Origin of the sequence: Vibrio sp. Isolate22 (genome assembly GCF_022398115.1) — a bacterium.
Taxonomy (GTDB): domain Bacteria; phylum Pseudomonadota; class Gammaproteobacteria; order Enterobacterales; family Vibrionaceae; genus Vibrio.
On the sequence record NZ_JAKEUW010000031.1, the window covers coordinates 31,838 to 58,416 of the forward strand.

Annotated in this window: 26 protein-coding genes, 1 rRNA gene, 1 pseudogene and 1 riboswitch; of the genes and pseudogenes, 20 read left to right on the forward strand and 8 right to left on the reverse strand. The window is 44.3% G+C overall.

The features are described from left to right. The first annotated feature begins 54 nt into the window (after positions 1-54). Positions 55-291: a YecH family metal-binding protein gene (locus L1D55_RS16995; protein ID WP_008221868.1), complete on the forward strand. Its 237-nt coding sequence runs from the start codon at positions 55-57 to the stop codon at positions 289-291. Positions 292-462: 171 nt separating this feature from the next. Beyond that, positions 463-1,047: a YhgN family NAAT transporter gene (locus L1D55_RS17000; protein WP_105025907.1), complete on the forward strand. Its 585-nt coding sequence runs from the start codon at positions 463-465 to the stop codon at positions 1,045-1,047. A 78-nt stretch (positions 1,048-1,125) separates the two neighbouring features. Here L1D55_RS17000 and L1D55_RS17005 read toward each other — a convergent pair whose 3' ends face one another. Together L1D55_RS17005 and rsmD are read right to left on the reverse strand one after the other, a co-directional pair. Then, positions 1,126-1,392: a DUF1145 domain-containing protein gene (locus L1D55_RS17005; RefSeq protein ID WP_004740523.1), complete on the reverse strand. Its 267-nt coding sequence runs from the start codon at positions 1,390-1,392 to the stop codon at positions 1,126-1,128. A gap of 10 nt (positions 1,393-1,402) precedes the next feature. Continuing rightward, positions 1,403-2,005 (reverse strand): 16S rRNA (guanine(966)-N(2))-methyltransferase RsmD, encoded by a 603-nt coding sequence (gene rsmD, locus L1D55_RS17010; protein ID WP_004740525.1) that lies wholly within the window; start codon positions 2,003-2,005, stop codon positions 1,403-1,405. A 230-nt stretch (positions 2,006-2,235) separates the two neighbouring features. On the opposite strand from rsmD, the gene ftsY reads away from it, so the two are divergent. The 4 genes from ftsY to rpoH all read left to right on the forward strand — a co-directional run bounded on the left by ftsY (position 2,236) and on the right by rpoH (position 6,210). Beyond that, positions 2,236-3,465 carry a signal recognition particle-docking protein FtsY gene (gene ftsY, locus L1D55_RS17015; protein ID WP_239918215.1) on the forward strand — a complete coding sequence of 410 codons (1,230 nt, stop codon included), beginning with the start codon at positions 2,236-2,238 and terminating at the stop codon, positions 3,463-3,465. A gap of 77 nt (positions 3,466-3,542) precedes the next feature. Then, on the forward strand, positions 3,543-4,217 hold the full coding sequence (ftsE, locus tag L1D55_RS17020) for a cell division ATP-binding protein FtsE (RefSeq protein WP_004740528.1): 675 nt from the start codon (positions 3,543-3,545) through the stop codon (positions 4,215-4,217). After that, a complete protein-coding gene (gene ftsX, locus L1D55_RS17025) occupies positions 4,207-5,175 on the forward strand; it encodes a permease-like cell division protein FtsX (RefSeq protein WP_239918216.1) in 969 nt (322 codons plus the stop codon). The genes ftsE and ftsX overlap by 11 nt, the downstream gene beginning before the upstream one ends. Positions 5,176-5,352: 177 nt before the next feature. After that, the gene (gene rpoH, locus L1D55_RS17030; RefSeq protein ID WP_004740532.1) at positions 5,353-6,210 is read left to right on the forward strand and encodes an RNA polymerase sigma factor RpoH; all 858 of its coding nucleotides are present in this window, start codon (positions 5,353-5,355) and stop codon (positions 6,208-6,210) included. A 71-nt stretch (positions 6,211-6,281) separates the two neighbouring features. Here the strand turns inward: rpoH and L1D55_RS17035 are convergent. Next, positions 6,282-7,518, reverse strand: a pseudogene (locus tag L1D55_RS17035) (IS3 family transposase). 430 nt (positions 7,519-7,948) lie between these two features. Here L1D55_RS17035 and glpE point away from each other — a divergent pair. Next, entirely contained in the window at positions 7,949-8,269 is a 321-nt protein-coding gene (gene glpE, locus L1D55_RS17040; protein WP_239918217.1) for a thiosulfate sulfurtransferase GlpE, read from the forward strand. A gap of 48 nt (positions 8,270-8,317) precedes the next feature. Then, positions 8,318-9,160 carry a rhomboid family intramembrane serine protease GlpG gene (gene glpG, locus L1D55_RS17045; RefSeq protein WP_239918218.1) on the forward strand — a complete coding sequence of 281 codons (843 nt, stop codon included), beginning with the start codon at positions 8,318-8,320 and terminating at the stop codon, positions 9,158-9,160. A 71-nt stretch (positions 9,161-9,231) separates the two neighbouring features. On the opposite strand, the gene L1D55_RS17050 is transcribed toward glpG, so the two are convergent. After that, on the reverse strand, positions 9,232-9,639 hold the full coding sequence (locus L1D55_RS17050) for a flagellar basal body-associated protein FliL (RefSeq protein ID WP_004740536.1): 408 nt from the start codon (positions 9,637-9,639) through the stop codon (positions 9,232-9,234). 162 nt (positions 9,640-9,801) lie between these two features. On the opposite strand from L1D55_RS17050, the gene L1D55_RS17055 reads away from it, so the two are divergent. Then, on the forward strand, positions 9,802-10,341 hold the full coding sequence (locus L1D55_RS17055; RefSeq protein ID WP_164913326.1) for a chorismate lyase: 540 nt from the start codon (positions 9,802-9,804) through the stop codon (positions 10,339-10,341). After that, positions 10,342-11,196, forward strand: a complete 855-nt coding sequence (gene ubiA / locus L1D55_RS17060; RefSeq protein WP_239918219.1) for a 4-hydroxybenzoate octaprenyltransferase — start codon at positions 10,342-10,344, stop codon at positions 11,194-11,196. It begins immediately after the preceding gene. A gap of 99 nt (positions 11,197-11,295) precedes the next feature. Here ubiA and plsB read toward each other — a convergent pair whose 3' ends face one another. Further along, a complete protein-coding gene (gene plsB, locus L1D55_RS17065) occupies positions 11,296-13,719 on the reverse strand; it encodes a glycerol-3-phosphate 1-O-acyltransferase PlsB (protein ID WP_239918220.1) in 2,424 nt (807 codons plus the stop codon). A 221-nt stretch (positions 13,720-13,940) separates the two neighbouring features. On the opposite strand from plsB, the gene L1D55_RS17070 reads away from it, so the two are divergent. The 4 genes from L1D55_RS17070 to dinF all read left to right on the forward strand — a co-directional run bounded on the left by L1D55_RS17070 (position 13,941) and on the right by dinF (position 17,469). Continuing rightward, complete coding sequence (locus L1D55_RS17070) at positions 13,941-14,303, forward strand: diacylglycerol kinase (RefSeq protein WP_102424013.1); 363 nt, start codon at positions 13,941-13,943, stop codon at positions 14,301-14,303. A 94-nt stretch (positions 14,304-14,397) separates the two neighbouring features. Next, positions 14,398-15,018 (forward strand): transcriptional repressor LexA, encoded by a 621-nt coding sequence (gene lexA / locus L1D55_RS17075; RefSeq protein WP_004740541.1) that lies wholly within the window; start codon positions 14,398-14,400, stop codon positions 15,016-15,018. Positions 15,019-15,115: 97 nt separating this feature from the next. Next, complete coding sequence (locus tag L1D55_RS17080; protein ID WP_239918221.1) at positions 15,116-15,994, forward strand: class I SAM-dependent methyltransferase; 879 nt, start codon at positions 15,116-15,118, stop codon at positions 15,992-15,994. 119 nt (positions 15,995-16,113) lie between these two features. Continuing rightward, positions 16,114-17,469, forward strand: a complete 1,356-nt coding sequence (gene dinF / locus L1D55_RS17085; protein WP_239918222.1) for an MATE family efflux transporter DinF — start codon at positions 16,114-16,116, stop codon at positions 17,467-17,469. A 171-nt stretch (positions 17,470-17,640) separates the two neighbouring features. Here dinF and sthA read toward each other — a convergent pair whose 3' ends face one another. Continuing rightward, positions 17,641-19,041 carry a Si-specific NAD(P)(+) transhydrogenase gene (gene sthA, locus L1D55_RS17090; protein WP_102424011.1) on the reverse strand — a complete coding sequence of 467 codons (1,401 nt, stop codon included), beginning with the start codon at positions 19,039-19,041 and terminating at the stop codon, positions 17,641-17,643. Between the two features lie 327 nt (positions 19,042-19,368). Between sthA and fabR the strand changes: the two genes are divergently transcribed. Continuing rightward, entirely contained in the window at positions 19,369-20,010 is a 642-nt protein-coding gene (gene fabR, locus L1D55_RS17095) for an HTH-type transcriptional repressor FabR (RefSeq protein ID WP_004740554.1), read from the forward strand. Beyond that, a complete protein-coding gene (locus tag L1D55_RS17100) occupies positions 20,010-20,381 on the forward strand; it encodes a YijD family membrane protein (RefSeq protein WP_004740556.1) in 372 nt (123 codons plus the stop codon). Before fabR ends, L1D55_RS17100 begins: the two co-directional genes overlap by 1 nt. Before the next feature lie 85 nt (positions 20,382-20,466). Here L1D55_RS17100 and trmA read toward each other — a convergent pair whose 3' ends face one another. Next, complete coding sequence (trmA, locus tag L1D55_RS17105) at positions 20,467-21,576, reverse strand: tRNA (uridine(54)-C5)-methyltransferase TrmA (protein ID WP_239918223.1); 1,110 nt, start codon at positions 21,574-21,576, stop codon at positions 20,467-20,469. Between the two features lie 154 nt (positions 21,577-21,730). After that, a riboswitch (cobalamin riboswitch) is annotated at positions 21,731-21,935 on the forward strand. A 39-nt stretch (positions 21,936-21,974) separates the two neighbouring features. On the opposite strand from trmA, the gene btuB reads away from it, so the two are divergent. Genes btuB through murI form a run of 3 tightly spaced genes read left to right on the forward strand, consistent with a single transcriptional unit; the run spans position 21,975 to position 25,391 of the window. Continuing rightward, positions 21,975-23,810 carry a TonB-dependent vitamin B12 receptor gene (btuB, locus tag L1D55_RS17110; protein ID WP_239918224.1) on the forward strand — a complete coding sequence of 612 codons (1,836 nt, stop codon included), beginning with the start codon at positions 21,975-21,977 and terminating at the stop codon, positions 23,808-23,810. Between the two features lie 48 nt (positions 23,811-23,858). Continuing rightward, a complete protein-coding gene (locus L1D55_RS17115; RefSeq protein ID WP_239918225.1) occupies positions 23,859-24,524 on the forward strand; it encodes an adenine nucleotide alpha hydrolase in 666 nt (221 codons plus the stop codon). Between the two features lie 60 nt (positions 24,525-24,584). Next, on the forward strand, positions 24,585-25,391 hold the full coding sequence (gene murI, locus L1D55_RS17120) for a glutamate racemase (RefSeq protein WP_239918226.1): 807 nt from the start codon (positions 24,585-24,587) through the stop codon (positions 25,389-25,391). On the opposite strand, the gene L1D55_RS17125 is transcribed toward murI, so the two are convergent. Further along, a complete protein-coding gene (locus tag L1D55_RS17125) occupies positions 25,354-25,806 on the reverse strand; it encodes an RNA-binding protein (protein WP_004740566.1) in 453 nt (150 codons plus the stop codon). The two genes, murI and L1D55_RS17125, sit on opposite strands and share 38 nt — an antisense overlap. A gap of 564 nt (positions 25,807-26,370) precedes the next feature. Between L1D55_RS17125 and L1D55_RS17130 the strand changes: the two genes are divergently transcribed. Continuing rightward, a 16S ribosomal RNA gene (locus L1D55_RS17130) occupies positions 26,371-26,579 on the forward strand; the annotation flags it as partial.

Genomic DNA, 26,579 nt, shown 5'->3' on the forward strand with positions numbered 1-26,579 from the left:
GCTTTACTCAAACTCGGTACTCTACGTGTAATTCATTAAACATGAGATTGAGTTATGACTACCGAAATTCACGCACACAACGTATTAAACCTGCTTAGTGAAAAGCCTCTGACTCGAGAAGAGCTGACACAAGAACTGGCTCAGATGTATGGCACTGAAGCTCGTTTCCATACTTGTAAGCTAAATGGTCTCGACCTGGATGGCTTGCTGAAATTTTTCCTGAAGATGGAAAAGGTTGTGCTTGTTGATGACAAGCTGTGCACGAATCGCGAGCGTGTGTGTAATCACTAATCTTGAGTGATTTGAGAGTGGATGCATTTGTGGTATCCGCTCTTTCTATTCTTGCCTGTTTGTTCTCGTTAACGTGCTGCAATGACATAAGTTAGTCTGCTGATGACTGCGTTCGAAAATCAATGTTGAGGCTGCTATACTCCGCGCACCTTCGCTTTTCGAGACAAACTTATGGAAATCTTATCTGCAGCAACCATGCTGTTTCTTATCATGGACCCGCTTGGCAACCTGCCAATCGTGCTCTCTATCCTTAAGCATATCGATCCGAAGCGTCGCCGTATTGTTCTGATTCGTGAGCTGATGTTCGCACTGGTTATCTTGCTGTTGTTCTTGTTTGCGGGTCAAAGCATTATGAACTTCCTGCACGTACAGCCTGAAACCCTGAGCATCTCTGGCGGTATCATTCTATTTATCATCGCGATTAAGATGATTTTCCCGAGCGCTGGCAGCATTACAGGGCTAGCGGCAGGTGAGGAGCCGTTTATCGTGCCGATGGCGATCCCTATGATTGCTGGTCCATCTGTCATTGCTGCATTGATTCTTCTTGCGACACAACATCCAGACAACATGCTTGAGCTTTCAGCTGCTGTAATGCTGGCGTGGGGCGCTACCTTCTTTATCCTGATGTTTAATGGCTTCTTCTTGCGTGTATTGGGTGAGAGAGGGCTGAAAGCGATTGAACGCCTGATGGGCTTATTGCTTGTTATGCTATCGACACAGATGTTCTTAGACGGTGTGAAAGGCTACATGGCTTAGTGTTGCTACCATCATTCAATAAAAAACGCCGCTCAACTGAGCGGCGTTTTGGTATCTGTTCTTGGTAAAAGCTTTCGATTACATCATGTACTTACGACGGATATCGAGTAGGGCGAAGATTCCAAAAATCAGAATGGACCATTTTTCCCAACGCGTCATTTCGATTTTATCGCCGAACGCACCGATAAAGATAAGCATCTGTAAGCCGTGCATAAAGAACAAGAACGCTGTCATGATGTAAAGCGCAATTGCGGCATTACCAGGGAACGGATGGAAAATGTTGACGATCAACACAAACCATACAAAGGCGATAGCGGCTTTGGCTAATGGAAGCAAGATATTCATTCAATCATTCCTATTCTTCAGTGATTCGGTTGAACAGTCGGTAGCTCGACTGGCCAGTTGTCTTATCGCGGTGCAGCTCCCAGTTTTCTGGCATCGCTTCTAGCTTGAGTTCTTTCTCTGTTTCGACGTAAATAATCGCGTCGTCTGCAAGCCAGCCATTACTCTCAAGTAGCTGTACCGTTTCTGCTAACAAGCCTTTACGAAATGGTGGATCAAGGAATACCACATCGTAAGGCGTTCCTGGCTTCTTGAGGAAAGAGATAGCATCAGTATTTACCACATTGATGTTGTCTGCTTTGAGCTCTTTAGCATTATCTGAAAGCTGCTTAGCGGCCTTTTGATTCATTTCGAGCAGTGTCACCATTTTTGCTTGGCGAGAAGCTGCTTCAAAACCTAAACCACCAGAACCTGCAAATACGTCTAAGCAGGTCGAATTTGGGATATCTTGTGCGACCCAGTTAAAGAGCGTCTCTTTTACTCGGTCAATGGTTGGGCGTAAGCCTTCTAAATCATGAACGGGCAGCTTTCTACCTCTCCATGAACCACTAATAATTCGAACAAAGCCACCGGAAGGCTTTTTTTGTGATGTGTTTTGCTGGCGACGTCTTACCATAGATTTTTTGACCGCTAATAAAGTGATACTATACCGAGCCCAATTTAAGTTGGTTCGAGTATTAAATAAATTTGCAATGACAAAGTGTATCAAGCTAAAAGCAAACTTATCACTGCTTTGTCATTTTTCTTTACTATTCGTTTGTACAAGCTTTTATTGTATAACAATAGCAAAGAGTCGACGTGCATTAAGCCAATACAGCTAATTAGTAGATCTAGGAAACTCCTCTGATGACGGAAAAAAAGAAGCGCGGATTATTATCGTGGCTTGGTTTTGGTGAAGAAGAACAAAGCCCAAAAACTCAGAATGAAGCGAACGTAGAAAACGTTGAAGATCAAACTGAAGTTGAATCACAAGTCGAGGCTGAACCAGTCGCGCCTGAAGCGGAAGCCGCTCAGTCAGTAGAATCTCAGCCTGATGAGTCAGAGCAAACTCTGGAAGAGGCTCAAGATGAGCAGCAACCTGTCGCAGCAGAAGCAGAACAGGAACAAGAAGTTACTCCTCAAGCTCAGGTTGAAGAAGTACAAGAGAAGCCAACAGAAAGTTTCTTTGCTCGCCTTAAGCGTAGCCTAAGCCGTACTAAAGCAAATATTGGTGCAGGCTTCTTTGGTTTGTTCAAAGGCAAGAAAATCGATGATGATCTGTTCGAAGAGCTAGAAGAGCAGCTGCTGATCGCGGATGTGGGTATGAACACCACAGTGAAGATCATTGAAAACCTGACAGAAAAAGCATCTCGCAATGACTTAAATGACGGTGAAGCGCTTTATGGTCTGCTGAAAGAAGAGATGGCAGAGATCTTAAGCCAAGTGGAACAGCCATTAGTGGTTGATACCACGAAAACGCCTTACGTTATCTTAATGGTTGGTGTGAATGGTGTTGGTAAGACAACGACTATCGGTAAGCTAGCGAAACAATTCCAAAATGAAGGCAAGAAAGTGATGCTAGCGGCGGGTGATACCTTCCGCGCAGCAGCTGTTGAGCAACTTCAGGTTTGGGGCCAGCGTAACGATGTGTCAGTTATCGCTCAACACACGGGCGCAGACAGCGCATCTGTTATCTACGATGCGATTGAAGCAGCGAAAGCTCGTGGTGTGGATGTTGTGATTGCCGATACCGCGGGCCGTTTGCAGAATAAGAGCAACCTGATGGAAGAGCTACGCAAGATTGTTCGTGTAATGAAGAAGATTGATGATTCTGCACCGCACGAAATCATGCTAACACTTGATGCTGGTACAGGTCAGAATGCTATCAGCCAGGCGAAACTGTTCAGCGAAGTTGCACCAGTAACCGGTATTACGCTAACTAAGTTAGACGGTACCGCGAAAGGTGGTGTGATTTTCTCAATTGCAGACCAGTTCCAGATTCCAATTCGTTACATTGGTGTTGGTGAAGGTATTGATGATCTGCGTCCATTTGAGTCAAAAGACTTCATTGAAGCTCTATTTAGCCGCGAAGAGTAACGCGAGTAGCAAAGTGGTTTATCCTTAACCTGCTATCGTTTTAAATTTGATATTAGTGATCGTAAGAGGAATTTTCGGTGATCAAATTTCAGCAAGTGAGCAAAGCCTACCGAGGTGGACGCCAAGCACTCCAAAAAGTGGACTTCCATCTCAAGCGTGGAGAGATGGCATTTTTAGGCGGGCATTCCGGTGCAGGTAAAAGTACCTTGCTGAAGTTGATTTGCGCGATTGAGCGTCCGACTGACGGGCGTGTTTGGTTCAACGATCACGATATCACTCGTATTCCTGCTAAAGACATCCCATTCTTACGTCGTAATATTGGGATTGTCTTTCAAGACCATCGTCTGCTGATGGATCGCTCTATCTTCGATAACGTTGCTCTGCCTATGCGTATCGAATCTATTTCTGAAAATGAAATAAAACGTCGAGTCAGTGCTGCGTTGGATAAAACTGGCTTACTAGACAAAGCGCGTTGTTTGCCAAGCCAGCTTTCTGGCGGTGAACAGCAACGTGTGGGCATTGCCCGTGCTGTGGTCAACCGTCCAACTCTGCTGCTTGCGGATGAGCCGACGGGGAACCTAGACCCAGAGTTATCTAACCGCGTGTTGCGACTGTTTGAAGAGTTTAACCGTGCTGGTGTGACGATCATCCTAGCAACGCACGATATCGGGTTAGTGAATACTCGCCCTCAATACCGTCATCTTGAATTAAACCAAGGCTTTTTGAGTGAGGTTGAAGACTATGGCCGCTAATAAGCGCATCAAAAAACCTCAATCTAATCGTGCTGCAAACCGCACTTCAAGTGACGGCTTCTTCGTGGTGCATTGGAAGCAAGCTAAGTCATCGTTCTCACAAATGTGGCAACGTCCACTGGGCAACTTACTGACGCTTGCGGTTATCTCTATGGCTTTAGCAATGCCTGCGTGTTTGTACTTACTAGGTAAAAACGTAGGTGAAGTGGCAAAAGATGTCACCAGCCCGTCACAAATTAGTGCTTATGTAGAGGATGGTATTCCCGAGCCTCGAGTCATGGTGCTTAAAGATGAAATCGAGAGTTGGGATCAAGTTGAGCTGGTGGAGTATATTTCACCTCAACAAGGGCTTGCTGACCTTAGCCAGTATTCTGGCTTTGATGATGCCCTAACTATTCTCGACGACTATTCACTGCCAGGCGTGCTGGTGATAACACCAAGCGTACAAAGCGATGCTCAAATCAAAGCGTTGGCAGGCCAAGTTAAAAAACAAGAATTAGTGACTGATGTTCGTTTAGACGAAGATTGGTTAGCAAGATTAGACGCGATTAAAGCGCTAGCCGCTGTCATTGTGATTACCTTAACGGTATTGATGTTAGGCGCTGTGTTTTTGATTATCGGCAACACACTGCGATTTAATGTGTTGGCGCATAAAGAAGAGATTCAAACCATGAAGCTGATTGGTGCCACCGACAGCTACATTCTTCGACCATATCTATATTCTGGTATGTGGTTCGGTGTATTAGGTTCGGTTAGCGCGTGGGTAATGACGGCATTAATTACCGTATTACTGAACAGCGCTGTGGATGACTTGGCTCAGCTTTACGACAGCCACTTCCGTTTAATTGGCCTAAGCTGGGATGAATCTTTACTGCTTTTGATCGTTGGAACCCTGCTGGGTAGTGTGGCTGCGAAGCTTTCTGCACAGCGTCACCTAAAAGAAATTGAACCAGTTTAGGTGAATAGAGTCATATTTAGACGAAAAATAGGCACTTCTTAACCAGTTTTTGCCTTGTATAGACGAATTGATTATGCATAATTACTTCCCCCTTCTTGAAACCTGTTCATTTTAGGTTCAAGATTGTCGGGTTTTAATAGATGTACTACTCCAGATCAGAGATTGATGAGGAACCGAATGGCAAACCAAGCGTATCAAATGGCTTTAGTCACACAAGATAGTTTAGACAGCTATATCCGCTCAGCGAACAGCTACCCAATGCTGACGCCTGAAGAGGAACGTGGACTTGCAGAGCGATTACATTACAAAGGTGAGATCGACGCAGCGAAAGGCTTGATCCTTTCACACCTACGATTCGTGGTGCACGTTGCAAGAGGTTACTCTGGCTACGGGCTACCTATGGCTGATCTCGTTCAAGAAGGTAACATCGGTCTAATGAAAGCCGTTAAGCGCTTCAACCCAGAGGTTGGCGTTCGATTGGTTTCTTTTGCGGTTCACTGGATTAAAGCTGAGATTCATGAGTACGTTCTGCGTAACTGGCGTATCGTTAAGATTGCGACAACTAAGGCACAGCGCAAACTGTTCTTTAACCTTCGTAAATCTAAAAAGCGTTTAGGTTGGTTTAACAACGGTGAAGTTGAGACAGTAGCTCGTGAACTGGGTGTTGAGCCTTCTGAAGTTCGTGAGATGGAATCTCGCTTAGCGGCACAAGACGCAACGTTTGAAGCACCAATGGATGACGATGACGGCGGCTCTGCTTACACAGCTCCGGTTTACTACCTAGAAGATAAAGCGTCAGACGTTGCTGAAACGGTTGAAGCATCTAACTGGGAGTCTCACACCAATAATCGTTTAGGCCTAGCACTAGCAAGCCTAGATGAGCGTAGCCAACACATTGTTCGCTCTCGTTGGTTAGACGACAATAAAGCAACACTGCAAGACTTAGCGGATACCTACAGTATCTCTGCAGAACGTGTTCGCCAGTTAGAAAAGAATGCGATGAAGAAATTGAAACAAGCCGTTGGCGATTTCTAACAGCACTTAGTTTCTAAATAGTAGCTAGCAAAAAACTGTGTCTCGTCCTAAAATACGTTGACAGTTTTTTACTAAGCCAACAGCGCCAGCTGTTGGCTTTTTTCATGCACCTCATTTGGAGTTTTCATCATGAGACTGAGGTGCGGCCTCATATTGTTATAGATATTGATAGACTCTTTTACTAGTCGTTTGAGCTCCTCAAGATTCTTGCACCTATCAAGTCAGAACTCTTGTTTCAGGATCCCATTTATTCTTTCTGCTAAGGCATTTTGGTAGCAGTCATAACCATCTGTCATCGAAGGTATTATGCCGCTAGTTTTCAATTTATCTTGATATACACCTGAGCAATACTGCAGACCACGATCCGAATGATGGATACAAGAACGATGATATTGACGCCCTTTGATCGCCATATTTAGCGCTTTCACGACATCCGTCGCTTTCATTTCATTACTCAGCTCATAGCCCATTATTTTCCGGCTAAACGCATCCGTAACCAATGATAGGTAGTGAACTCCTTCATCAGATTGAACATAGGTTATGTCGCTCACCAACACACTCTCTGGATTACATGGCTTGTAGTCCTTTAATAAGTTCGGGTGTTTCTTCATCCAATGCCGACTATTGGTCGTTTTTGTAAAACTACGCTTAGGTCTTACCAACAATCGCTCAGCGCGTAAGTAGTTGAAAAGCGCATCTCGGCCTAACTTGATACCTTGCTCTTGTAGTCTGGGCTTAATTAAAAAATAGAGCTTCCTCGTACCAACCCGAGGCATATAACGCCTAATATCCAACACCATTTTTTAATCGGTTTAAGCTCTAACCGACGGTGATGAGCTCGCTTTTCTCGTTGATAAACACTCTGCCTTGTTATGCCGCAAAGCCTACATACTCGAACTAAACTTATTCCTTCCTGTTTTTGAAGGCTTCTTGCTCCTTGGCTAGATACTTTTTTCTCAGACTGGTTCCGTGCTCAGCATCAAGAATATCAACCACTCTATTTAAGAAGAGGTTCTTGATTTTTTCGTCTTCCAGCTCTTTCTCAAGACGTTTTATTTTCTGTGCAGGTGATTCTTTGGGCTTAGGTGATTGGCTCATGACATTCATCCTTGGATTTTGCGCCCAATTCATCTTACCGTGCTTTCGAAGCCAGGTTAAAACGGTTGAACGGCCTTGGATACCATAAATGGTTTGGGCTTGTTTATAGGTCATATCGCCTCTTTCTACAGCGGCGACGACCTGTAATTTAAAGCCTAGTGTGTAATCACGCTGAGTGCGCTTAACGTAGGTATTATTTGAAGTAGTCATAATTCGTCCTCAATGTGTAAACACATTTCAGGACGAGACACTGAATTTTGAAAAGGCCGAGATCGAGAGATCTCGGCCTTTTTGTTTTGGATCGAATTCTCAACTTTTGCGATCGTAATTTGCAAAATGATTTTGTGGATAACTCTGTGACAAGTTTATTCGTCAGCTGTCTAAAAGCAGGGTGTAGTAAGGCTTTGAGCGTGTTTTTTGAGTGGGGATATGTTTTAGTTAACCCACAGTTAGATCAGGATCATCACTACATGTTGTGGATCTATTTTTCCAAAGGCACTTTATTCACGCAATTCACAGATTTATCCACAAATGGTGTAAAAGTGATCGCTGGTGGATAACCTTATTAAGTGGATGTGATTGTTAGCCTTGGGATAGGTTACAATGGCAGCAAAGTAAATCAGTATAAAAAGAGAAAGTCATGGACCAGTTTAAACATATCGACGTGCAAGGTGCTCAGGCCCTTATTGAACAAGGCCAAGCTCGACTTGTTGATATCCGCGACCCGCAATCTTTCGCGGTTGCTCACTCAAAAACCGCTTATCACCTAACAAACGACACTATGGTCTCGTTTATGGATGAGGTGGAGTTTGAACGACCTATCTTGGTAATGTGTTACCACGGGATTAGTAGCCAAGGTGCGGCACAATATTTAGTGAACCAAGGCTTTGAAGAGGTATATAGTGTTGATGGTGGCTTCGAAGCATGGCACCGTGCTGAACTTCCTGTGATTGCTGGCTAATGACCTTTATCGCTTAAACATCTCTCATAGCATGAATAGGAAATAACAATGATTAGACTGATGGTGTTAGACAATCCACGTCTTGCTCAAGCATTTATTGATTACATGGCCTCTCGCCAGATCCCTATTCAGATGTCACCTGAGGGAGAAGGGCGCTTTGCTCTTTGGCTACTTGATGGCCAGTTTCAAGTTGAAACTGAAGCGGAGCTCAACCGCTTCTTGTCGGAACCCAATCATAAACGCTACCAAGCGGCCTCTTGGGATATGGCAGAGACCAGAAAGAGTCATTTCCATTATCACACGCCTAGTTTCATGGGGATGATAAAAGCCAAGGCTGGCCCTGTGACACTCAGCATCATGTTGGTGTGTGTGGTGATTTTTGCACTGCAGCAGATCGGTTTTGGCCAAGCGATTTTTAATGCGTTGCACTTCCCTGCGGTGGACGGACAGCAGTGGCAATTGTGGCGTTGGTTGAGCCATGCCGTGCTTCATTTCTCGGTTATACACATCGCTTTCAATATCTTGTGGTGGTGGCAACTGGGTGGCGATATTGAGAAAAAGTTAGGCGGTCTTAAGTTGCTTCAGATCTTTGCTGTCTCTTCTGCGTTGTCAGGAGCAGGGCAATACTGGGTTGAAGGAGCCAACTTCGGTGGCTTATCTGGCGTTGTGTATGCTTTGGTTGGTTACCTATGGGTGGTTGGTACTAAAGCGCCACAGCTTGGTTTGGGTATCCCAAGACAAATCGTCGGCTTTATGCTGGTGTGGTTGGTACTCGGGTACATGCAGCCGTTTATGGCGATTGCCAATACTGCTCACTTAGCAGGCCTAGTTGCGGGTGTGATTATCGGCTTCGTTGATTCAATGAAAGCGCCGAAATCGGCAAGAAGTTAGTTCCTAGCATCGATAGAAACAAAAAAGCGGCCAAATGAGCCGCTTTTTTTAGATTCGTTTTATGCCCGCTGTTACTGATAGAGGTATTTGGTAAACAGTAAATCCGCAATCAGGGTTTTGCCCGTCTCTGGAAGTAAAATCTTGTTGAGGTGCTCAACTAGCGTCTTTCTTAAATCTTCACGACCGGACAGTGACTTAATCGTCTCTTCGTTTTGTTTGCCCAATAGCTCGATGACTGCATCACGAATCAATGGTTGGTGATGCTCGATGGTTGCTAAATCTTTGCTATTTGCCACCATGATATCGAGACGAACCTGAATGTAGCCCAACTTTTTACCTTTAGTGTAAAAGTTGGTGGTTAGGTCTGGTTCTAGCGTGAAGTAGGCTAGCTTAGGTTCCGATTCCTCTTCTGCGAAACTTGATGCTGAAAAGAGTAGAGTAATCGCAAGAAATATTTGGGCTACATAACGTTTGTGCATATTTGTGACTTTTCTTTAGTTTATTCGCGATATTCGAAACGCATTAGTCTTGTTACAATGAGCGGTCTAAATCTAAATACGTTTACAATTCGAAGAACGCTTTAATTTTGTTCGAAAGTTGAAGCTTTATTGTACGTGTAAAGTCACCTATTGAATACTAGTATGAATCAGCCAATATCGCTGTATCTTAATTCGTTAATGAATGTAGATTGGCAAAGTACAGAAACATTTGATTTTCCTAATGAAACCACCAAAGAGTGGCTTATGGAGCAAGGTTCTCTTTCCCGCAAGTTGGGCAAGAGCTGTCAGCACCTGTCTGTTGAGTTGCTTCATAATCAAGTTGTAGAACGCTCAAGGCTACAACAAGACGAGGAACATCTTTTATCATCGTTTGATTGCTTACTGCGTAAAGTGATTTTAAAGGGTGATGGCGAACCGTGGGTGTTAGGTCGAACCTTGATTCCCCGAGTTACGCTAGAAGATCAGCACTCAGACCTTTCTCAACAAGGTAATGTCCCGTTAGGGTTGACCGTTTTTAGTGCGGAGAACGTCGAGCGAGACGCACTGCAAGTCGGTTGGGTTATCGCTGGCGACGAACGATTACTCGCACGCCGCTCTCGACTATGGATGAACCATAAACCGATGCTTGTAGCAGAACTGTTTTTACCAACATCACCCATTTACTCTAAGGAGAGTGTGTAAATGCTTGCCACCAAAGCGAAAGCGTACTGGCAATTAACGCGAATGAATCGCCCGATTGGTACTTTGTTACTCCTGTGGCCTACGTTATGGTCGTTGATTATCGCCGCACAAGGTATGCCAGACTTGGATGTCTTGGTCGTCTTTGTATTAGGTGTAGTACTGATGCGTTCAGCAGGCTGCGTGATTAATGATTTTGCTGACCGTAAGGTGGATGGTCATGTAAAGCGTACTAAGCAGCGCCCACTGCCGTCTGGTTTGGTGTCGAGTAAAGAAGCCGTTATCCTTTTTTTAGTTCTAGCCGTGATTTCATTCTTGCTAGTACTGACTATGAATCCGTTGACCATTAAGCTCTCTTTTATTGGGGTTGGTCTAGCGTTGATTTATCCTTTCATGAAGCGTTTTACGCATCTTCCACAGTTGTTCCTTGGCTTGGCGTTTAGCTGGGCTAGTCCAATGGCATGGGCTGCACAAACCAATGAGCTACCAAGTATCGTTTGGTTTATCTTCGTGATTAATGCGCTGTGGACAATCGCTTACGACACCCAATATGCGATGGTTGACCGAGACGATGATCTTAAGATTGGCATCAAGTCGACAGCGATTTTGTTTGGCCGTTTCGACAAGCTGATTGTTGGCTCACTGCAGTTAGTGACTTTAGCGATGTTGATTGCATTAGGCATGCACTACCATCTAGGTGACACTTTTTACTGGGCACTGTTGGTGGCTGGTGGTTTGTTTGTTTATCAACAACACTTGATGCGTCATCGCGATAGAGATTTATGTTTTCAAGCCTTCCTCAATAACAACTACGTAGGAATGGCCGTCACCATAGGTTTGTTCATTACCTTCTGGTAAGCGATGGCTTGATAGCAAGAGCACAAATAAAAAGGCATCCACAATGGATGCCTTTTTTGATTGCTCTAGTTTAGCGCTTAAAGCTAGCGAACCAACAAACTACTCTGCTTGGTGGATGCTCTCTTGAATCGTCAAGCGAACTTCTGGGTAAAGCATTGAGTACAGAAGCTTAGCGAATTGCTGAGTTTTCTCTAAATCACAATTACCGTCGTTATCCAGGTATTGCTGCTGTTTGAGCGTAGCAAACATCGAAGCAAACACACCTTTATCGAAGAACTCAGGTGCGTTGATACCTTGCAGGCGACCAAGACGTTGCGCGATGTCTTGACTCTTCTGCTCAAGGTCAGATTTATCCAGTTCTGGGTTCTCTGCCAATAGGTTTAGAGCAATTGAGTAACGCTGAAGTGTCTCTGAAATCGTACGACCTAGTAGCATTAGCGCTTGGCTGTTCGATTGGTTGATGGTGACTTGATTATCAGACACAACCAGCATGCCTTGGCTAACCAATTCATCAATGATGTTCGACACCACACCTTCAAGCTGCTCTTCGTCGTAGCTCAGGAACAGCTCTTTCTTCAAGAACGGATAGATTGCCGCGACATTCTTTTGAATTGCATCGATCGTTAAGCCGTGCTGACGAATAGTCATCTGAGCAATTAACGATGGCAGCGCAAACAAGTGAATGATGTTGTTGCGGTAGTAAGTCATTAGAATCGATTGATGACGGTCTAGTGAAATAATGTCACCCATTGAGTCTGACTCAATCAAGAACTTGTTCAGAGACTCTGCATGTTTCACCAACTCTTCCGCACTGTCTTTCGGTACCGTAAATGTGTCTGAGTAAGGCACATTGTTAAGTAGAGACAGGTAGCAGTTGATTTGAGAAACCAAAGAGTCACGAGACAATGCACGCTGACGTGATGCAAGCAGAGCGGTTGCACATAATGTCAGTGCGTTGGTCGCTGCCGCATCGTTGATGTGTGTCATCATCTTGGTTGCTAGGTCATTAACCACAGGCGTCATCCATTGTGGCTTGCTGGTACCCATTGGATCGATGTCTTTTGTCCACTCTGGAGAGTGTTCATTCAGGTATTGATTGAGCTGAATCGGCTCACCGAAGTTCACATAGCCCTTACCAAAGTTACGTAGCTTACGGATAGTACGAATCACTAGGCTCGCGTTTTCTTTCTCTTTACGTTTACCACGTAGTTCTTTTGCGTAAGTCGCTACTTCCATTACGTGCTCGTAGCCGATGTAAACCGGCACTAACGTTACTGGGCGGTTCATGCCACGCAGCATTGCCTGAATCGTCATCGCTAGCATGCCGGTTTTCGCTTGTAGCAGACGACCCGTACGAGAACGGCCACCTTCACTAAAGTATTCTACCGAGTAACCTTTAGCGAACAGCTCAGCTAGGTACTCACGGAAGATCGTTGAGTACAGCTTGTTACCTTTAAAGCTACGACGAATGAAGAACGCACCACCGTGACGGAAAATCGGACCTGCAGGGAAGAAATTCAAGTTGATACCCGCAGCGATATGTGGAGGCACCATGCCTTCATGGTAAAGCACGTAAGACAACAGTAAGTAGTCCATATGGCTGCGGTGACAAGGGACATAAACAATCTCGTGACCATCTTGTGCCAGCTTACGAACGGTTGAAGCGTTGTTGATATGTAGGCCTTGGTACAGCTTGTTCCACAACCAGCCTAGAATCTTCTCGCCACGTTTGATCAGTGAGTAAGAGAAGTTCGCTGCGATCTCATCCATGATGTCCTGAGCTTCTTTGCTCGCTTTCTCAATGGAGATGTTCTTTGACTTCGCTTCGTCTTCAATCGCCTTCTTGATCGCTTCTGATTTTAGTAGGCGATCGAACAGTGCTTGACGGCTTGGCAGGTTAGGACCAGAGGCTGCCAGTTTTTGGCGTGAGAAGTGAATGCGAGCTACACGCGCCAACTTGTGTGCGATAGTGCTGTCGGTGCCGTGAGAGTTTGCCATGTAACGAAGAGATACCACAGGGCTGAATCGTACTAGACAGTCGCGGCCAGCAATTAAAACAGCGATTGATTTCTCTAAGCCGTTCATTGCTTGTAGGTAAGGCTTCTGGTTATTCTCTTTACCAGGCTTACGGCCCCACAATACAGTTGCAGGGATAACTTGCACATCCAGCTCTGAGTCGTCAGCATGCAGTGCAAGCAGCTCAGAGAAGACTTCAATAGAAGAGGCTGGGACGTAATCATCATCTTGTAGCAGCGTTTTGCGTGAAGAGATAAAAACGTAGCGTGGCAGTGATTTACCACTGATTTCAAGCTTGCTTAACGGATCTGGTAAACCCAGTTCGAGCGCGTGCTTTTGTAGTGTCAGTAGGTCGACGCTTGAGCGAAACGGTAAGGCGTATACAATTGGTTTGCCTAAATCAATGTTCAAATCTTCAACTGGATTCGAAGGGATTGATGTGCCTTTTACCAATACGGATAAAGGTAGCTTCATTAATGAACGTGAAAAAGATTGTCCAGAAGACATATAGGTTCACAGCCTCAATAGTTATTTCAATGTGCTTAAGCGTATCTCTATTTCTATGATGAGAGAGGGTAACCCTTTCAAGCAAAATAGGGATAAGCCTAGGCGTAAATTTAATCGATGCAAGAATACCAGAAACTGGTCTAACCTTTTAATGGAAATAGTCATATTGCCGTTAAGTTTGTGGAATATCATTCATCGACTGATTGAGTATAGGGTTAAAAATGACCAAAAAATCAAACACCGGATTTAAACGTATCGTGAAAGCTGCGGGCTTTTCATGGCAAGGCATCACAAGTTCGTTTAAAAACGAGGCGGCCTTTCGACAAGAAGTATTCATGGCTGCGGTGCTGATTCCGTTGGCGTTTTACCTCGATGTGAGCCATGTAGAACGAATCTTAATGGTGTCCTCTATCGTGCTGGTGATGGTTGTTGAGCTCATTAATACTGCAATTGAAGCGGTTGTAGATCGTATTGGGAGTGAACATCATGAGCTTTCAGGAATGGCGAAAGATGTCGGTTCGGCAGCTGTTTTTATCTGTTTAGCGCTTGCGGCTTATGTATGGTTCGAGATCTTGGTTTTGTAATTAGCGAAAAATGAACTAAAAACAACCAATTGCTTTGCTTTTGTCCAGTTACTGGATATACTCACAGTCAACTGTATAAAAAGACAGGTGAATCATGAAGCCGTTAACGCCCCGCCAACAACAAGTCTTTGACCTTATCAAAGGTAAGATCGAAGATTCCGGTATGCCACCGACACGTGCAGAAATTGCCCGTGAATTAGGCTTCCGTTCTGCAAATGCTGCAGAAGAACATTTGAAAGCTCTTGCTCGTAAAGAAGCGATTGAGATTATCCCGGGTGCGTCTCGTGGTATTCGTATTTTGCTTGAAGATGCAGCAAACGAAGAGCAAGGTCTGCCTCTGATCGGTCAGGTTGCCGCTGGTGAGCCTATCTTGGCTCAAGAGCATGTAGAAATGCATTACCAAGTCGATCCAGGCATGTTTAAACCTCAAGCTGACTTCTTACTTCGCGTAAATGGCGAAAGTATGAAAGACATCGGTATTATGGATGGTGACCTGCTTGCTGTTCACAAAACCCAAGATGTCCGTGATGGTCAGGTTGTGGTTGCTCGTGTCGATGATGATGTAACGGTAAAACGTCTAGAACGTAAAGGTTCTACAGTGCTGTTACACGCTGAAAACGAAGAGTTTTCTCCAATTCGTGTCGATCTAGAATCTCAACACTTGTCTATTGAAGGCCTTGCTGTTGGTATTATTCGCAACACGGACTGGATGTAATCAGTACCAACATCTTATTGATATTTATTCTCAATAACTTGTTATTGTAATTGATATTCATTATCATCTTCTTTGTCGAGATACAAGGAAGATGATGATGCCAATCCAAACCAAGCCTCAAATAAAGCCGCTTATAGCTAAGCCGCGCTCCTCTGATCAAAAGGTTTCTGCTGATCAAGCGTCTGCACATCAAGAACTTCAAGTTCCGACAAACCTCGTTCAACACCTTTGGTTTCGCAGCCGAGAAAGCCTTGCCGATGATGGTCTAGTCTATGATCCTATTGCCGCTCAGGCCTGTAAGCGTTGTCAATTAGCGCCAGAATGCCTTACTGGTGAACTCGACCAACAACAACTTCTCTACGCGACACTGACTCAACTTTGCGATTCTCAAGTTCAGCAGTTCCTATCTCACAACCCAGATGCTTGGATTATTAACGTGGGAGCTGGTCTCGACACCCGTTTTTACCGATTAGACAATGGCCGCTGTCACTGGGTAGAGTTGGATGTAACCGAGAACCTACTTTGGCGACAACGTTTGTTCCACAAAAATGAACGCTACCGCTTGGAGTGTGGTTCTGTAGATGATCTGACTTGGTTAGATGAACTCAATATTCCAGAGCAAGCTTCGGTAATGGTGGTGTGTGAACATGCACTGCTGGATTGCAATGAGCAGCAAACTGCGCACTTTATTCAATCGCTGAGCCGTTACTTTACTCATGCACATGCGTGTGTTGTATTGGCGGGCGATAAGAGCTCAAGTACTTTAGGTAAGAAGCTGGGCTCTGGTGACTATGCACATGGCTTATCTTCTCCAGCCGACAGTATTCTTAATTGGCTACCTTGGGCGCAGTGGGTTAAGGCATTTTCGCCATTGGAACAACAATGTAATCGTTGGAAGTTATGGCAGCGACTATTGTGCAAAATTTCCCAGGTTAAAAAGCGTTTAACACCGCAGCTGGTACTAGTGAAGTGGTAGCGCTAGAGCAGCACTATTTACACATACTCGAAGCCACATCTGTTATAAGCCAAAATCTCACAACATAGTGAAAGCACACTCACTAGGTTAAACTATCACCTCTAATCAAAGAGGTGATCGTGAAGCTATTTAATCCCCAAACTATTTTCCAAACGCTATCCAATCAAGCTATGCACAAACAAGTGCTGTTGCTCGCGATCCCGATGGTGCTTTCTAATATTACTGTTCCACTGCTGGGTTTAGTGGATGCTGCTGTTATCGGTCACTTAGAACATTCTTGGTACCTAGGAGGCGTGGCGTTAGGTGGCACTATGATCAGTGTGACCTTTTGGTTGCTTGGTTTCTTACGTATGTCGACAACCGGCCTTGCCGCACAATCGTACGGTGCAAATGATGGCAAGCAGCTTGGTTTGGTCTTCGTGCAGGGCGTGACCATGGCTCTTGGGTTTGCTGCTATTTTCTTACTCTTACATGGCTTAGTGGCTGATCTGGTTTTTTCATTCAGTAGCGCCAGTGACCAAGTGAAACATTACGGCCAACAGTATTTCTCGATTCGAGCATGGAGTGCACCGGCAGCATTGACGAATTTCGTTATCTTGGGTTGGCTACTTGGAACTCAGAATGCAAAAGCGCCGATGTGGATGGTGATTATCACTAACATCACCAATATCGTGTTAGACGTTGTTTTTGTGATTGGTCTCGGCTGGCAGGTGGAAGGTGCTGCACTGGCATCGGTATTGGCTGACTATGCAGGTCTAACGTTTGGACTGATCTGCGTTTATCGGATCTGGCTAAAGAGACAGTTGCCATCTCCGTGGGCTTTGATTAAGAAAACCAGCCAAGGATTAAGTCGCTTCGTAAAACTGAATCGCGATATTTTCCTGCGTTCCCTGTGTCTGCAAGCCACGTTTACTTTCATGACTTTCCAAGGAGCAAGCTTTGGTGATGATGTCGTGGCTGCCAATGCGGTATTGATGAGTTTCCTGATGATCATCTCTTACGGAATGGATGGCTTTGCGTATGCGATGGAAGCTATGGTGGGCAAGGCGATAGGAGCGAAAGACAAAGATGAATTAAATCAGTCGTTGATCGGTACCTTCTTCTGGAGTTTCAATATTTGTTTGGTTCTGACCATAGTGTTCGCGATAGCTGGGTCTAACTTAATCAATATGATCACCACCATCCCAGATGTAAAAAGCCAAGCTGAGGTGTATCTGCCTTGGTTAATCGCAATGCCGCTGGTTTCAATGTGGTGCTTCTTACTCGATGGTATTTTTGTTGGAGCAACCAAAGGCAAGGACATGCGTAATAGTATGTTTGTCGCGACCTGCAGTTTCTTTGCGATTTTCTTCCTAGCGTCCAGTTTAGAAAATCATGCTCTGTGGCTTGCGATGCTGAGCTTTATGGCAATGCGCGGTATTGGCCTTGGTGTGTTATTTGTTTCTCAGTGGAAGAAGGGCGAATTTCTCGCCTAGTTATAATGGGTAAAAATAAAAGGTGTACAGGTCAAAGGGCATTTAGAACATCATGATCTAATTACTCTTGGTGCTATATTTTTCAATACCTTAAATAAAAACAGCAAGCTCATGGCTTGCTGTTTATGTATTTGGCCTATGGGTGGTCAAATACTCCTACTAGTTCTTTATTTAGAATAAACGGTTAAGGCCGTTAAGAGCGGCAACACGATACGCCTCAGCCATTGTAGGGTAGTTAAAGGTGGTATTAACGAAGTACTCGATAGTATTCGCTTCGCCTTTTTGCTCCATGATTGCTTGGCCGATGTGAATAATTTCTGCGGCACGCTCACCAAATACGTGGATACCTAGAATCTCTTTGGTTTCACGATGGAACAGAATCTTCAAGCTACCGATGTCTTTGCCCGCGATTTGAGCGCGAGCTAAGTGTTTGAATGAAGAACGTCCAACTTCATAAGGTACTTTCGCTGCTGTCAGCTCTTGCTCGGTTTTACCAACAGAGCTAATTTCAGGGATGGTGTAGATTCCCGTTGGGATATCTTCAATCAAGTGACCTTCAGCCTCACCTTTAACAATCGCTTGTGCAACAAATCGACCTTGGTCATAAGCAGCACTTGCTAGGCTAGGGTAGCCAATTACATCACCGACCGCGTATACATGGTCAACGTTAGTTTGGTAATTGGTGTTCACTGATACCTGACCACGAGAGTCTGCCTCTAGACCAACCGCACCTAAGTTCAGCTTGTCAGTGTTACCGGTTCGACCATTGGCATACAGTAAGCAGTCTGCACGCATCTTTTTGCCTGACTCTAGGTGAATGATAACGCCATCATCAGTTCCTTCGATTTTCTCAAAGGTTTCATCGTTACGAATCACAACGCCACTGTTCCAGAAGTGGTAAGAAAGTGCATCAGAGGTTTCATTATCTAGGAATGACAGAAGACGGTCTCGTGTATTTATGAGATCGGTTTTTACACCCAAACCACGGAAGATAGATGCGTACTCACAACCGATAACACCAGCACCATAGATGATGATGTGTTGAGGGTCGTGTTTAAGAGAAAGAATGGAGTCGCTGTCGTAGATACGTTCATGCAGAAAGTCGACATTCTCTGGTTGATAAGGGCGAGATCCCGTCGCAATGACAAACTTGTCAGCACTGTAGTGCTCTTCCGTACCATCACTTTGCATTACAGAAATAGAGTGAGAATCAATAAAGCGCGCTGTACCAAATACTAGTGTACATTGGTTACGATCGTAGAAGCCTTGGCGCAGTCGAGTCTGTTTATCGATAACGGATTTCGCATGCCCCAGAATATTGGAAAACGTCGAGTGAATGCTTTTGTTGTTCTGACAGAACAGAGGGTTGTTATTGAATTCGATAATACGACTTACAGCATGACGCAGAGCTTTTGAAGGAATGGTTCCCCAGTGGGTACAACCACCACCAACGCTGCTCTCTTTTTCAATGATTGCAACGTTCAACCCGGCTTTGGTTAATCCCATCGCTGCCCCTTCGCCTCCGGGGCCACTACCAATTACGATTACATCAAAGTGGTTGGAGTGTGGCATAGATATCTTCCTTGTTATATTTGATTAACATTGCTGTTGCGGGATTTTAACTGATTCTGTTCTTGCGTACATGAAAAGGACATCAGAGAGTCGGCGGGATCACGCAGTGCTAGCGAAAAAATAATATTTGGTATGTCGTATGTCTCCAAATGGCGGTGTGGATATTGAAATTTTTTCTGCGAACGTATTTACTGCGGTACGTGAACAAAGAGGCGTGTTTGGTGTCTTATATAACCGGAGTATCTTATATAAATAAGTGATTCGCGTTATATTGAACAGAGTATTAGACATGCCTGTTTAGGCTGTAAAAGAAGAAATTGATAAAGTATGAAACCAATGGGCATTCGCGCACAGCAAAAAGAAAAAACTCGTCGCAGCTTAATCGATGCAGCATTTAGCCAACTCAGTGCAGATCGTAGTTTTTCCAACCTAAGCTTGAGAGAAGTCGCTCGTGAGGCTGGAATAGCACCGACTTCCTTTTATCGTCACTTCAAAGACATGGATGAGCTTGGCTTAACCATGGTAGATGAGGGTGGCTTACTACTGCGCCAGCTAATGCGTCAAGCTAGGCAGCGTATAGTAAAAGAAGGCAGTGTTATTCGCACATCGGTTGAAACCTTTATGGAGTTCATTGAAAGCAGCCCTAACGTATTCAGACTGTTATTGCGAGAGCGCTCAGGAACTTCATTTGAGTTTCGTACAGCGGTGGCTCGTGAGATACAGCACTTTTCTGCGGAGTTAACCGAATACCTAATCACGACTGGCATGACACGAGATGAAGCTTTTACGCAAGCCGAAGCTTCGGTCATATTGGTCTTTAACTCAGGGGCAGAAGCATTAGATTTAGATCGACGTCAGCGAGACGAACTGGCTGAGCGCTTGATCATGCAATTGCGAATGATGGCCAAAGGGGCTTTTTGGTATCGTAAAGAACGTGAACGTAACCGATTAAAAGGCGGGATAGAATAATGTCGAATGAAAATAATACTGTAAACCGTGGCTCAGAAAGAAAAACACTGGTACTGGCTCTGATTGCTGGTGTGTGTGGCGATGCACTTTTATCTTGGGTAACAATGAGCGAAGTGGGCTTCTCAATCTTCCCACTGATTGCTTTAGTTTTAGCTGTACAAGCACTTTACCAAGAGTACTTAACTAACCCAGTATCGGAAGATATCCCGCTAGTAGGTTTGGCGTGTTTCTTCGTGGGTGCATTTGGTCACTCTGCGTTTGTGAAAGCACAACACCCAGATGCGGGTTCAAACTTCTTCGCGATTATCGTCGCAATGTTACTGCTCGCATGGGTAGGTAAGAAGTTAGGCTTTATCGGTAAGACAGCTTAAGCCAACCATAAATAAAAAAACGAGCCGATTGGCTCGTTTTTTTGTGTCTGCAGTTTGGCTTTTACCTAGTTTAGAAAAGCGAGTGTTACGCTCTACGCTCTAGGAATACGCCAGCTTCCATGTGGTGTGTGTAAGGGAACTGGTCGAAAAGAGCAAAACGAGTAATATCGTGTGTTTCGCTTAGGATTTCTAAGTTCTCTTTCAACGTTTCAGGGTTACAAGAGATGTACATGATACGCTCGTAGCCTTGAACCATCTTACAAGTATCTACATCCATACCTGAACGTGGTGGATCAACAAAGATAGTGTTGCAGTTGTAGCTCTTCAGATCTATGTTTGCTTGCTGCAGACGGCGGAACTCACGTTTGCCTTCCATCGCCACAGTAAAGTCTTCTGCAGACATACGGATGATCTGAACGTTATCAATCTTGTTGGCTGCAATGTTGTATTGCGCTGATTCAACTGATGGTTTTGCTAGCTCAGTTGCCAATACACGTTCGAAGTTTTGTGCCAGTGCTAATGAGAAGTTACCGTTACCACAGTAAAGCTCTAGCAGGTCGCCTTTGCTGTCTTGAGTGCAGTCAACGGCCCACTCCAACATTTTCTCAGCCACTTTACCGTTTGGTTGAGTGAAGCTGTTCTCTACTTGTTGGTAGATGTAGCTATCGCCATTTACGTCTAGTTTCTCAATAACGTAATCACGGTCTAAAACAATCTTCATCTTACGAGCGCGACCAATCAGGTTTAGGTTGAAACCTTCATCATTCAATTGCTGCTTTAGCGCTTTGGCATCTTGAATCCATTGCTCACCTAGTTGACGGTGGTAAAGCAGAGACACCAAAATCTCACCGCTAAGTGTAGATAGGAAGTCTACTTGGAATAGCTTATGGCGCAGAGAGTGGTTGTCTTTCATTGCATCGACTAGCAAAGGCATCAAGTCATTGATAAGACGGCTAGCAGCAGGGAACTGGTCTACGCGGTATTTTTCTTTAGTTTCTTGATTGAACATGACGTAATACATATCGTCACCTTCATGCCACACGCGGAACTCAGCACGCATGCGGTAGTGTTGTTCTGGAGATTCATACACTTCCAGCTCAGGCACATTATATTCTGAGAACATTTCAGTAAGACGCTCAGTCTTTTCTGCCAGTTGTTCTTGGTAGCGTTGCGGGTTTACATCTAAATTCGCCATGGTTATGCCTTTTGCTGTCGTGCTTTTAAATCAAGAGCGCAGATTTTATTCAATCACAGGCGCTTGTCCAGTGTTGAGCGCCATTCAATGTAAATCGACCATGAAAACTATAGCTTATAACAATCTGAGACTAGACAAATGATTCATAGGTCAATACTATCTCCGGCAAGCTGGTGCCATTTAGATGTATAGATGGCTGAAGAGGGAATCTGGTGTGAATCCAGAACTGACGCGCAGCGGTAAAAGAGAACGAGTATTCATCAGACACTGCAAATAGCTTTTTGTGGGAAGTCGAATATCAGGTAACCATAAGGTTGTGCTCTTGAGTCCGAATACCTGCCAGCGGCTAAACCATGACATGTGGTTTGGTAGGAATTTACGCGATTTAGGATCACAACATGAACAAATCCCTTTTAGCGGTTGCTGTAGCATCGCTGCTTTCACCTATCTCCAATTTACACGCCCAACAAGCATCTGCCGATGAAACCATGGTGGTTACTGCGAACCGTTTTGAGCAAAGTACGGAAAGTGTTGTCGCTCAAGTTGAAGTAGTAACACGTCAAGACATCGATCGAATCCAAGCTAAGTCTCTAACCGATGTATTTAGACGATTAACGGGTATCCAGGTTTCACAAAATGGAGGCCGAGGCCAGCAGGCTTCGATCTTTGTTCGTGGTGCTAACTCTGACCAAGTTCTTGTTCTAATTGATGGTATTCGTTTTGCTCGAGCTGCAAAAGGTGGTGTTGATTTTAGCCAGTTACCAATTACGTTCGTTGATCGTGTGGAATACGTTCGAGGAGCTCGTGCCGCTATGTACGGCTCAGAAGCGATCGGCGGTGTTATCAATATTATTACCGTTGCAAACTCTGATAATGAAGAAACGGCGGTAAGTGCAGGCTTGGGAAGCTTAGATTACGAAGAACTGAGCTTTGTTAGTGGTACTAAGGTTGGTGAAAATGGTCACTTAAACGTATCGGTTGGCTACGACTCCGATGAGGGATACAACGTTCATCCTATGCCGGGAATAAATGATGGTGACCGACATGGCTTTGAGTCGCGCAATGCACTTATTGGTTATGTTCATAACTTTGATCAGCAATGGAGTGGTTTTGCTAACTTCCGTATGTTCGAAACTATTTCTCAATATGATGGTTCGTATGTTGATTATGTAACGGGAGCACCTGTCCACTCTTACAAAGAGGCAGAAGTTCAGAACTCTACCTTTGCTGCTGGAGTTAAATATAGTGGCAGCGAGCTTAAGTCTGATTTCCTAGTTAACTATCAGAATCAAGATAACTGGAACTACGAACAGTCTCTAGGCAAGAACTCATCGTCAGCAACATCTGATGAGCTTGAACAGCTAAATGTTCAATGGGTGAATTCATACAAACTGACTTCGGCACTGACTCTTAGTGGTGGTGTAGATTGGCGTGATGAGGCCTATATTGTTAAGCCTTCGAATACTGAATACGACAGAACGAATGTTGCGTACTTCGCTGCATTAAACGCAGATGCGGATAAAGTGTTCGGAGAGCTGAGTCTTCGTGTTGATGACAATGAGCAGTTCGGTACAGAAACTACTTACAACACAGGGTTAGGCTATCGTTATGCTGAGTGGCTTGTTGTAAAAGCAGCTTATGGTACATCCTTCAAAGCACCTAACTTGTATCAACTATATAGCTACTACGGTAATGCACAGTTAGAAGCTGAAAAGGCAGATTCATTTGAGTTGACCTTTGGTGGCTTAATCAAGGATGTTGATTGGTCGATTACTGGCTATGACACGAATGTCGAAGACCTCATCGATTACAACTATGCGACAAGCAAGTACTACAATACCGATGGCGAAAGCCAACTACGTGGTGTGGAAATGGTTGTTGGGTTTGATACCAGCTTTATCAATCACCAAGTGAGCGCTAACTTCCAAGATCCAGAAAATCAATCCGGTGAGCAGCTGACACGCCGAGCTAAGAAGATTTACAAATATAATGCAGTGGCTAATTTCGATGAAGTTGATGTTTCGTTAGGTTACCAATATGTAGGTGAACGACCTGACTTCTCTGAAGAGCTTGCGGCATATAGCTTGTTCGATGTTTCAGTTAACTACTATGCGAATGAAAACCTAACCTTAAATGGTCGAGTAGATAACTTAACAGACGAAGAGTATGAAACTGCTGGTGGATACCCATCGCCAGAGCGTACATATTACGTGAATGCTACTTACCAATTCTAATTAACACTTAAACCGCCTTTGGGCGGTTTTTTCTTATTGGGTATATCAATGAAAAAGAAAGTCGTCATAAGCTGGTCATCAGGTAAAGACTCCACACTAACCCTCGAGCGCTTACTTGAAAGCAGCGAATATGAAGTTGTTGCACTCTACACAACTTATGTTGGAGATGAAGTCCCTTTCCAGGTCACTCCTATAGATGTAGTAACAATGCAAGCTAAGTTGATCGGCTTACCACTCATCACCATCGAGCTTCCGGAAGTGTTCCCAAGCAACGAGGTTTACCAAAGTACGATTGTCTCGGCGCTTAAAGATTCAGGTTTCGCAATTGATGCTGTCGCATTCGGCGATATGTTTTGCAATGGTATTGCCGACTACCGAAGAAGCTATATTGAACCCGCAGGCTGGGAGTGTGTGTTTCCTCTTATGGGGGAGAGCAGTCAGGCGCTAGCACAAGAGATAATAGATAGAGGCATCGAAACTTTTCTTGTCACTGTCGACAGTAACGTATTAGATATGAGCTACTGTGGGCTGAAATATACCGATGAGTTAATAGAGAGCTTACCGAGCTATGTTGATCCGTGTGGGGAAGGTGGCGAGTTCCATACCTTAGTCACTTCAGCGCCATGCTTTAAAGGAAAGCTTGATATAGAGCTCGAAGTGATAGAGCAAGGTGAACGTTTTGTACATCAACGCTATCGAGCTTGCATTGTATAGCGTGAGGATTGGCGAAAACTAAGTGAAGGGGTATTATTGCTGCGAAACTACATATAGGTAATCGTTGTGTCGGATAGTCTGCAAAAAAACATATTGGTCTTTGATTCTGGGGTAGGTGGGTTATCTGTCTATAAAGAGATAAGTCAGCTATTACATAATCATAACTATATCTATGTATTCGATAACGAAGCTTACCCGTATGGCGAGCTCGATCAGCGGGTTCTTATTAGTAGAGTTCAGAGTATTGTGGCTAGCTTCGTGGCGAGTCATGCCATTGATATCGTCGTTATTGCATGTAACACCGCAAGTACGATTGTTCTCCCTACACTCCGTGCTAATAATGTCATTCCAATCGTTGGGGTAGTCCCAGCTATCAAGCCTGCTTCCTTGTTAGCGAATAAAGCGGTCGGCCTTATTGCGACTCCGGCAACCATCACCCGTGAATACACACATGAACTGATCAAGAACTTCTCTATTAATAAGAGGGTTGAACTTTTGGGCTCGACTCGCCTGGTGGATATGGCCGAAGATAAGCTCAGAGGAGAGGCAGTCAATATAGAAGAGCTCAAGCAAATCCTTCAGCCGATGATTAATGTCATTGATGTTGCTGTTTTAGGCTGTACCCATTTCCCACTAATAAAGTCTGAGATTCAGCAAGTATTAGGCGAAAGCGTGGTATTGGTTGATTCGGGCAAAGCGATAGCTAAACGAGTTCAAGATTTGTTGGGTTTAGAAAGTGGTCATGAAGAAGGGGGAGTGCGAGAGGTTTTTTGTAGTGCACTTCCCAATAAAGAAAGTGCACTAAATAGTATGTTGAAGCAGTTAGGGTTTAGTTCTGTTCAGATTCGTCCGCTTCAGGATGCTTAGGATCATTTGCAACACGTACTTTTAAAGTTCGTTGCATGTAATCTTTGTCGTTAAGAGCAGAGATTGCATGATTCACATCATTACTTGCCATAACAACAAATCCAAAGCCTCTTCTTTTACCAGTACGCTTGTCTTTCATTAAGCGTACTGCAAACACTTCACCATGTTCTGAGAATAATTCACGAACATGCGATTCGTTCGCCTTGTATGGAAGGTTACCCACATAAAGCGTTTTTGTTGAAGCTTTAGTTTCTGAATCTGATTTTGAGTCGGTGCTTGAAAAGTTAACAACAAAAGCGGAAGCCAAGACACCAAGGATAAAGGTAATTGCAGGCGATATATCTACCTGAGAGAAAACAATGCCGCCTAATACAGCCAGTGCGACAATTAACAACATCGATTTTTTTGAGTTCATATCGGAATACTACATATTAATAAACGAAATAGACGCATCTACCATTAACAAAATAGACACATGAATCTTACGTTCATGCCTTGCAATTTTCCAATGTATTGCTGTGATACGTCTCAAATGTTTAGTTTTTATTCGAAAAACGCGGATCTGGTGGCTTTTTAGGCGAACAAAACTTTTATTTAAAAAAGCCCTTGTGCTCTAACTCAATCTCTCTATAATGCCGCCTCACCGACACGGAGTGAGACGAAAGTCACACAGCGAAATCGGTCGAGAAAAAGAGTTTGAAAATAACCCTTGACTCTCAAAACGGTGCGAGTATAGTACGCACCCCTAGCGACTGAGATGCAAATCACAAAACGCTAGCGCTCTTTAACAATTTAAACCTATCAATCTGTGTGGGCACTCGTTGATGAATATCAAAAATGAAACTTCGGTTTCAACTTGATTTCAATGAACTGAGTGACCAATTCGAATCGTAAGATTCGGCACAGTCAATTCAACATTACTTAGCTTTTTATTAAGCGAAGAGAATGTAATCAGTATTCATTGAGTCACCAAAATCTTAAATTGAAGAGTTTGATCATGGCTCAGATTGAACGCTGGCGGCAGGCCTAACACATGCAAGTCGAGCGGAAACGAGTTATCTGAACCTTCGGGGAACGATAACGGCGTCGAGCGGCGGACGGGTGAGTAATGCCTAGGAAATTGCCTTGATGTGGGGGATAACCATTGGAAACGATGGCTAATACCGCATAATGCCTACGGGCCAAAGA